The sequence below is a fragment of the Frankia sp. EI5c genome (assembly GCF_001636565.1).
GTDB lineage: Bacteria > Actinomycetota > Actinomycetes > Frankiales > Frankiaceae > Parafrankia.
Genome location: NZ_LRTK01000081.1, coordinates 40,638 through 47,038, shown reverse-complemented (window position 1 = coordinate 47,038; position 6,401 = coordinate 40,638). Strand labels below are relative to the sequence as shown.

Below are 6,401 nucleotides of genomic sequence, written 5' to 3'. Positions count from 1 at the left end.
ACTGGCCTACCTTCGTTCGCGCCGGATCAGGCTTTTCGCAGGTGTCAGCGATAACCCGAAAAGAACGGCCAGTTCACCGTGGTCGTCGACGCCTACCGGGCCGACCGGTCAAGCGTCTGACCTGCGAGTTTGCTGGGCTGATGATCTGAGGTCCCATGGCATAGCGCTTGGATGAGCGATAACTGGCGCTGACTCGAACGGTGGTGGTGGCCGCCGTCCGGCNGATTGCGGACTCCCGCACGAGTTCATGGGAGCGCTCCGTTGATCGCTGCCGTCGATCAGGCGACGATGTAGCTCGAGTCGTCGAACTCGGCGGTGACTTTCAGTTTCCCGCCGAGGGCCTCGACGTAGGCGCGTAGCGCCTGAATCTGGCTTTTCTCGCCACGCAGAGAACGATCGCTTTCTCCGGCGGGTCGAGATAGACCCCCACCACGTCGCGGACCTTCTCCATGAACTGCGGATCGGTGGAGAGCTTCCACGTCTCGACCAGATGCGGTTTCAACCCGAAGGCACGTCACATCCGCGACACCGTCGACTGCGACAACCCGCTCGCTTTCGCCATCGACCGCGACGACCAATGCGTGTCGCCGTTCGACGGAGCCTGCTCCAACGTCTTCGTGATCGCCTCGTGGACCTTGCTGTCGGACACGGTCCGCGGCTCTCGCCCGCGTGGTCGTCAATCGCCTCTGACGGAGAAGCGGGCTCCGCTGCCGGGCGGTCGCCAGGTGCGGTCCGGTTGCCGTCGCGGCGATGAGTCTGCCGGCTCCCGCGGGTCTACCTCCTGACCGAGCCAGCCAACTCATCGGGAGCGGGACATGGGCATCATCCAGATCGAGCTGTTCGCAACCCTCGACCTCGTCGGGCAGGCGCCCGGCGGCCCCGACGAGGACCCGGTGGGGTTCCCGTTCGGCGGCTGGCAGGCGCCCCTGGTGGACGAGGTCACCGGGGCCCAGATCGGTGCCGCGTACGAGGGCACGGACGCCCTGTTGCTCGGCCGGCGGACCTACGACATCTTCGCCGCCTACTGGCCGCACCAGGAGAGTGGCGAGGACAGCGAGATCGCCACGCTGTTCAACGGCGTCCCGAAGTACGTGGCCTCCCGCGGCCGGCCCGACCTGTCGTGGGCCGGGTCCACCCAGCTCGGCCCGGATCTGGCTGGCGCGGTCCGCGAGATCCGTGACCGGCATGAGCACGTGAAGGTCGTCGGGAGCCTGAACCTGGTGCAGACCCTCCTGCGTGAGAAGCTGTTCGACCGTCTCGACCTCTGGGTGCACCCGGTCGTGCTCGGCGTCGGGAAGAAGGTCTTCGACGGTGGCGCGGTGCCCACGAACGTCACCCTCCTCGAACCGCCGACAGCCAGTCCGAAGGGCACCGTGTACCTGCGCTACGGGCTTGCCGCCGGCACCCCCGGGACGGGGGACATGAGCGCACCCGACCGCGGTGCCGGGCGCGACGACTGAAGCCCTCCGCACCCGGTGGTCCTCATCCTCGGCTCCCCGATGCGGCTCCGCGGCACCGCGGCACCGCGGCTCCGCGGCTCCGCGGTCAGGCGGATGGCGGTGCCTGCACGGCCCGCAGATGATCCGCCATCATCAGCGGCGTCACGGCCATGACGCCGCCGTCGACCGGCAGGACGACTCCGGTGATCCAGCGAGCCTGGTCGCTGGCGAGGAAAACGGCGGCCCAGCCGACGTCCCAGCCGTCGCCGCCGGTGCCCAGCATGGTCGAGGCTGCCGCCAGCCGCTGGCGGTAGTCGGCCTCCGGTGTCACACCGACGACGGAGAAGAGCAGCGGGGTCGTGATGTGGCCGGGGGCGATGGCGTTGACCCGGATGCCCTGCCTGCCGTGCGCGTAGGCCATGTCGACGGTGAGGGCGTGCATGCCACCCTTCGCCGCGGCGTAGCTGGCGTAGTTGCCGCCGCGGGCACCGGCTATCGAGCCGATGTTCACGATGGACCCGGCGCCCCTGGCGGCCATGACGGGTACGGCACTCTTGCTGGCGAGGAACATGGTGCGCAGGCTGAGCGCCTGCACCCGGTCCCAGTCGGCTTCGCTGGTGTCGACGACGTTGCCCGCGGCGGAGACGCCGATGTTGTTCACCAGGATGTCCACCGTGCCGAAGGCGTCGACGGCCGTGGCGACCATCGCGTCGCAGTCGGTGGCCGTTGTCATGTCGCCGCCGAAGACGACCGCGGTGCCGCCCTCCTTCTCGATGAGCTCCCGGGTTTCGGCCGCGCGGTCGGGGGCGATGTCGGCCAGCACGACCTGTGCGCCNTCACGCGCCATCAGGATGGCGCAGCCCCGGCCGGTCGCCATGCCCGGGCCCGGTGTCGAGCCCGCCCCGGTGACGATGGCGACCTTGCCGGTGAGACGCCCTTGGACGGCCATTCGTCGCACCCCCGACCAGTAGTTGTCTGGGCAAGCACGCTAATCAGGGCGCCCCCACTTAGCAAGTGGGTACTTACTTCCTTGTCGGCTGCCGGCGGTCTGCTCGGGTCGGGATCGGCCAGACGACCTCTCGCCGGCGGGGTCACGCGCTCTGGCGTTGGAACACCCGGGTTCCCCAGAGCGCCAACAGGGCCGTCAGCGCCACGGTGATCGCGGCACCGACCCAGACGTGCTGGTCGGAGAAGTCGCCCCGGAACAGGTCGCGGCTGGCGTCGACGATGTAGCTGAGCGGGTTCGCCTGGGAGGTGTGCCGCAGCCAGGCCGGTGCCAGCGACATCGGCAGCAGCACCCCGGACAGCAGCAGCAACGGCAACGACACCCCCTGCACGAACGGAGCGAACGAGTCCTCGTCCCGCAGGATCAGCCCCATCGCGTACGAGGCGGCCGAGATGCCGAGGCCCAGCAGACAGATCAGGACGAGCGTGGCCGCGACGCCGCCCCACGAGGCACGCAGCCCGAACGGGATGGCGACGACGACCAGCAGCAGGGCCTGGACGGCCGTCGTGACCATGTTGCTCAGGGTGCGGCCGAGGATGAGCGAGGCCCGGCGGGCCGGGGTGACCCGCTGGCGTTCGATCACACCCTCGCGCAGTTCCTGGATGATGCCGAAACCCGCGAAACCCGCGCCGAAGATCGTCAGCTGGAGCAGCAGCCCGGGCACGAACACCCGCCAGGCGGTGTCCCCGCCGAGACCCCCGCCGGTGACGTTCTTCAGCAGCGGGCCGAACAGCACGAGATAGATGATCGGCTGGATCAGGCCGAAGAAGACCCACACGGGGTTACGCAGCAGGATCCGCATCTGCCGCTGGAAGACGACCCAGACCTCGGTGCGCATCACGCCGCCACCTCGTCGCGCAGGGTCCGGCCGGTCAGGGACAGGAAGACGTCGTCCAGCGTGGGCCGGTCGACACTGATCGAGGTCGGGCTCAGCCCGGCCGCGTCGAGGCCGCGCAGGATCGGCGCGACCGCGACCGCTCCGTCGTCGACCGTCACGAACAGGCCGGCGTCCGTGGCGACCAGCTCGCGGACGGGGTGTGCCTTGCGCACGACCGCCTCGGCCGCGACCCGGGCCTGCGGATCCGGCAGGGCGAGCCGGACCACGTCCCCGGCGACCTGCGCCTTGAGCACCTCCGGGGCGTCGTTGGCGACGATCCGGCCACCGTCCATCACCAGGATCCGGTCGGCGAGTGCGTCGGCCTCGTCCAGATAGTGGGTCGTCAGCACGATGGTCACGCCGGCGTCGTCGCGCAGCGAGCGGATGTGCGTCCACAGGTTGGCGCGGCTCTGCGGGTCCAGCCCGGCGGTCGGTTCGTCCAGGAACACCAGCCGCGGCTCGTGCATCAGGCCGAGGGCGACGTCGAAGCGGCGCCGCTGGCCGCCGGAGAGCTCCAGCAGCGCCCGGCCTTCCAGCCCGCCGAGGTCGAGCCGGGGAGCGAGCTGCGCGACCCGGGCCCGCGCCTCGGCCGTGGACAGACCCTGTAGCCGCGCCTGCGTGATGAGCTCCTCGCCCACCCGCAGCCCCGCGCTGGGTGCCGAGCCGACCTGCGCGACGTACCCGATGCGGCGCCGGACCTCGCGCGGCTGGCTCACCAGGTCGTAGCCGGCGACCGTGGCGCCACCGGAACTCGGCAGCAGCAGCGTGGTGAGCATCCGCAGGGTGGTGGTCTTCCCGGCGCCGTTCGGGCCGAGCAGGCCGACGATCTCGCCGGGCCGGACCTCCAGGTCGATGCCCTTCACGGCCTCGACCAGCCCGGTCTTCGTCTTGAAGGAGCGAGCAAGCCCGCGCGCTTGAATCAGATCATCATCCGCCACGTCGGCAGGATCGCATAGGCGCTCAAAATTAGTCAAGCTTGACTAATTCTCGGTCGGCTCGCCGTCGCCGCTCGGGTAGCCCAGGGCCGCCGCGCCCAGCCCGGGCCCGAACCGCGGGAAGTCCGGGTCCCCGGCGAAGTGGTACGCCCCCGCCCGAATCCGCCGGATGAACGCGCGGGCCCAGGTGATCTCGGCCCTGCTCCGGCCGGCGGTGAAATCGAAGATCTCGCGGACGTGCTCCGGGATCCCCCCCTCGGCGCCGGTGGCCCCGTCCACGATGGAGCTCCGGACGAAGGACGACGCCTCGAGCTCGGACTCCAGCGCGGTGATGCGTGCCTGGAGGGCGCGGACCAGTTCGTCCCGCGACATGAAGGTCATCAGGCAGAGTGCGGGGACCAGCGGCTCGATGGGGCGCTGGACTGTCCACCACGCCTGGCGCAGCAGCAGGGTGAACTCCTTCTCGCCCTCGGCCGTGAGGACGTAGGCGGTCCGCTCCGGCCGGTTGCTCTCGCTGCCGCGCGAGTGCACCGCGACGCACCCGTCCCGCTCGAGGGTGCGGATCGCCCCGTAGATCGAGCCTGGACGGACGTTGGCCACCTCCTCCAGCCGCCAGGTCACCAGTTCCCGCCGCACGTCGTACCCGTGCACGGGCTGCATGATCCGGATCGCACCGAGAACAAGGAGGCGGGTCGCCGATGACATGGCGCAATACTATTCACGCTTGACTATCGCCGAGCCTGGCGGGAGTGGCCCGCGGGGCACCGGCGGCAGGATTACCGGTCGCGGACCAGGGGTCCCGTCCCGGCGTCGACGTAGAACCAGCGGCCGTCGATCCGCGTGAACGTGCTGCGCTCGTGCTGCACGCGACGCTCGCCGGCCGCCGTGCGCGCGATCGCGCGGAACTCCACGACACCGGTGTCGTCGTCCGGGCCCCCGTTCACGGTGTCGACGATCTGCAGGGCGCGCCAGGTCAGATCGGCGTCCAGGTCAAGGCGCCGGGGGCGCGTGGACGGATGCCAGGTGCGCAGCAGATACGGCGCCAGGCCGCGGGCGAAGGCGCTGTAGCGGGATCGCATGAGCATCTCGGCGGTCGGCGCCGGGCTCCCGAGATGGAACGGCTCGCAGCACTGCGCGTACTCCCGGCGGGAGCCACACGGGCACCGGTCGACGATGCTCATGCGGTCCGGCATCACCACAGAGTAGGCCAACTCCGCCCGCCGGCCCGCGGGACCCGCGCCTGCGCGTCCCCGCCTCCGAGTGCCCGCCTCCGAGTGCCCGCGCGTTGTAGCTACACTCGCGATCTTCCGCCGACAGCTCGACCTCCACGCGACCTCGTGAGGGGAGCACGGTGGCCTGGCGCGCGGTGGAGCGGAGCGCCCCATGCGCATGCCGTCGGTCGGCGGCAGTCGGCAGGTGGTCGTGGTCGTGGTGGTCTGGGAGGTCTGGGAGGTCGAGATGGCGGCGGCGGATTCGGAGGGCGCGCCACTGGTCTGGTACGTCAGCTACGGGTCGAACCTGCGGTCGTCGCGGCTGGCCTACTACCTGGCGGGTGNGATGATGCCGGGCACGACCCACGTCTACCCGGGTTGCCGTGACCGCCGTCCACCGCGTGCCACCGCGCCGCTCCTGCTACCGGGGTCGGTGTACTTCGCCCTGGAGTCGAAGGTCTGGGGCGGCGGGATGGCCTTCTACGACCCGGCCGTGCCCGGTCCCGCCGCGGCCCGCGCGTACCTGATCAGCCGCCAGCAGTTCGTCGACATCGCGGCGCAGGAGATGCACCGGGAACCTGGCGGCGATCTGGACCTGACCGCACTGCGCGGCGGCGGCCGGGCCGTTCTCGGGCCCGGCCGGTACGAGACGGTGCTGCTCGTCGGCCACTGGGGTCCGGTGCCGTTGCTGACGTTCACCGCCTCGTGGGGCTTGGCCGACGTCGCTCTCACCGCTCCTTCCGGGGCCTACCTGGACGTGCTGGCGGCCGGGTTGCGGGAGGGCAATGGCTGGCCACCGGCGCGGATCGCCGCCTACCTGGCCGGGCTGCCCGGTGCCCACGGCGTCTGGCGGCCCGAAGAGGTCGTCGGACGTCTCACGGCCGCGGACGTGACCGGGCTGTGCTGACCGGGCTGTGCTGAGTGGCCGGCTGG

6 protein-coding genes and 3 pseudogenes are annotated in these 6,401 nt (G+C 70.8%); 2 read left to right on the top strand and 7 right to left on the bottom strand.

Annotated features, from left to right (window positions below):
* Positions 1-356: 356 nt before the first annotated feature.
* Positions 357-673 (bottom strand): annotated as a pseudogene (locus UG55_RS29635) (IS630 family transposase); the annotation flags it as partial.
* Positions 674-815: 142 nt separating this feature from the next.
* Between UG55_RS29635 and UG55_RS22530 the strand changes: the two are divergent.
* Positions 816-1,460: a dihydrofolate reductase family protein gene (locus UG55_RS22530; RefSeq protein WP_066072738.1), complete on the top strand. Its 645-nt coding sequence runs from the start codon at positions 816-818 to the stop codon at positions 1,458-1,460.
* An 85-nt stretch (positions 1,461-1,545) separates the two neighbouring features.
* On the opposite strand, the pseudogene UG55_RS22525 reads toward UG55_RS22530, so the two are convergent.
* The 6 genes and pseudogenes from UG55_RS22525 to UG55_RS22505 form a co-directional block, all read right to left on the bottom strand.
* Positions 1,546-2,274: pseudogene (locus UG55_RS22525) on the bottom strand (SDR family NAD(P)-dependent oxidoreductase); the annotation flags it as partial.
* Between the two features lies 1 nt (position 2,275).
* A pseudogene (locus tag UG55_RS42175) lies at positions 2,276-2,388 on the bottom strand (short-chain dehydrogenase); the annotation flags it as partial.
* A gap of 142 nt (positions 2,389-2,530) precedes the next feature.
* A complete protein-coding gene (locus tag UG55_RS22520) occupies positions 2,531-3,283 on the bottom strand; it encodes an ABC transporter permease (protein ID WP_066072761.1) in 753 nt (250 codons plus the stop codon).
* A complete protein-coding gene (locus UG55_RS22515; protein ID WP_199865224.1) occupies positions 3,283-4,260 on the bottom strand; it encodes an ATP-binding cassette domain-containing protein in 978 nt (325 codons plus the stop codon). The genes UG55_RS22520 and UG55_RS22515 overlap by 1 nt, the downstream gene beginning before the upstream one ends.
* 42 nt (positions 4,261-4,302) lie before the next feature.
* Positions 4,303-4,962 carry a PadR family transcriptional regulator gene (locus UG55_RS22510; RefSeq protein ID WP_066072734.1) on the bottom strand — a complete coding sequence of 220 codons (660 nt, stop codon included), beginning with the start codon at positions 4,960-4,962 and terminating at the stop codon, positions 4,303-4,305.
* A gap of 71 nt (positions 4,963-5,033) precedes the next feature.
* On the bottom strand, positions 5,034-5,438 hold the full coding sequence (locus tag UG55_RS22505) for a YchJ family metal-binding protein (RefSeq protein ID WP_066072759.1): 405 nt from the start codon (positions 5,436-5,438) through the stop codon (positions 5,034-5,036).
* A gap of 375 nt (positions 5,439-5,813) precedes the next feature.
* Here UG55_RS22505 and UG55_RS47895 point away from each other — a divergent pair.
* Positions 5,814-6,375: histone deacetylase (locus UG55_RS47895; protein ID WP_396230978.1), on the top strand; the 562-nt coding region annotated here is incomplete at its 5' end.
* Positions 6,376-6,401 lie beyond the last annotated feature (26 nt).